Here is a 1,488-nt window from a genome sequence, read left to right as displayed (position 1 = left end):
ATCGTGGGCTCCACATAATTCCTAAAGTCTACAGGTCGGGTTGCAACGTAAATCATGAGGCCAGCGGGAGCCGTCAGCATGAACGTGTCCGGCGCAACGCCACAAACACATCACTCAGCACGGCAAGCCCAGGCGTTCCCCGCACCTCCACCCGGGCCCCCAGGAACTCAACCGTAACAGCGGCAGCTTCCGACGATCCGGACGGCGCGGCAGCCGCCGATGGCGACGTTTCCGACACCAAAGGCACGAATGTTACTGTATCCGCCGAAGCCGGCAGCACCAGTTGACCTGAACGCGCCCGGCGCCGCCAGTCATGCACCTGCTGGGGCCGGCAGCCATGGCGACGCGCGATATCTGTTACAATCGCGCCTGGCTCGAGGCTTTCCGCGACTATCTGGGCCTTCAAATCATCCGGCCACTGCTTTCGGCCTACTCCAGCATACACTTCGATACGCGGAGACAGCGGTCGTCTTATGTCGTCCGAATGGTTGTCCATTGTGAGCACCCTTGCAGAAGATGACTCTTCTAGCGGCGCTCACAAGACTGCGCACAAACAATCTGAAGGGCCTCGGCACCACGCTTACGATCAAGTCGCTGCCACCTTCAGGACTGGAGACATCGCTGTCATTCGCGATGGCCTCGCCTCCACGCGACCGAATGAGGTCGGCGACCTGTTCCGCTATCGTGGAGTCCTTCCCGAACCCCGATACGTCGGTCCCCAGGTCGTTCACCACGACCCGGGCCCCGCGTTCGGCGAGGAGTTCGACGTATGCCCGCCCCAGCCCGCGGCCTGCCCCAGTCACGACCGCGACCTTCCCCTCCAACGAAATTCGTTCCGTCATCTCGCTATCCTTTTCCGGCAAAGATTGAATGCGTCTGCTCGCAACCGTGACACCAACTGTCGGGGCGCTATGTCCCTTTGGCAAAGCCAGAGTCACGTCGCCCGCAATCGACAATGCGTCCGCTTCCGGGAAGTTCTCTGATGTCCGCTTATGACCCAGGCCGTGTGAAAACGTGCTGTTTCCGGTGATTCGCGCGGTAGGATTCCATGCACTTGCGGGGACGTCCAATGAAGCGCTTTGTTGAAGGGGTGGATCGCGGGCAGAGCATGCTGTTTCCGGCATCGCTCGATGACTATGTGACCGTGGAGGGGCGGTCTGACGATGTCCGTTCTCAGAGGTAGATCGGACGAGAACGGCACGCGGCCAAAGCGACGCGATTGACCCGAATGTATGGTCCGGCCGCGCGTTGCAAGAGGTTTCGTCAACCTGGCAGATGCGGTCTTGCATCAATGTATCCGGCCTCTGATTGGAGCGTGCTGTGCTCCGGGCCATCATGGATATCAGCGCGCATTCGAGCTGATTAGCGGACAGGCCTCGAACGGGCCATTCGGGTCACCAGTGTTCGCATGCGCCGGGAAGACCGATCCTCCATCGTCGTCTCATCTCTCGCAGACCTCGGTGGGTAAGGGATATTGGTTACGTCATC

The 1,488-nt window shown here is 60.3% G+C and carries 2 protein-coding genes; both read right to left on the bottom strand.

Going from position 1 to position 1,488, the window contains the following annotated elements; all coding sequences use genetic code 11:
• Positions 1-73: 73 nt before the first annotated feature.
• Positions 74-496 (bottom strand): IS66-like element accessory protein TnpA, encoded by a 423-nt coding sequence (tnpA, locus tag FXV83_RS36870; protein ID WP_148744569.1) that lies wholly within the window; start codon positions 494-496, stop codon positions 74-76.
• Complete coding sequence (locus FXV83_RS36865; protein WP_148744567.1) at positions 408-842, bottom strand: SDR family NAD(P)-dependent oxidoreductase; 435 nt, start codon at positions 840-842, stop codon at positions 408-410. The genes tnpA and FXV83_RS36865 overlap by 89 nt, the downstream gene beginning before the upstream one ends.
• Positions 843-1,488 lie beyond the last annotated feature (646 nt).

It is taken from the genome of Bradyrhizobium hipponense (assembly GCF_008123965.1).
Classification (GTDB): Bacteria; Pseudomonadota; Alphaproteobacteria; order Rhizobiales; family Xanthobacteraceae; genus Bradyrhizobium; species Bradyrhizobium hipponense.
This window is presented reverse-complemented; position numbering and strand designations above follow the sequence as displayed.

Excerpts from the sequence above, each read along its gene's own strand:
- tnpA (WP_148744569.1), bottom strand. The coding sequence starts at position 496 with ATGGACAACCATTCGGACGACATAAGACGACCGCTGTCTCCGCGTATC.
- FXV83_RS36865 (WP_148744567.1), bottom strand. The coding sequence starts at position 842 with ATGACGGAACGAATTTCGTTGGAGGGGAAGGTCGCGGTCGTGACTGGG.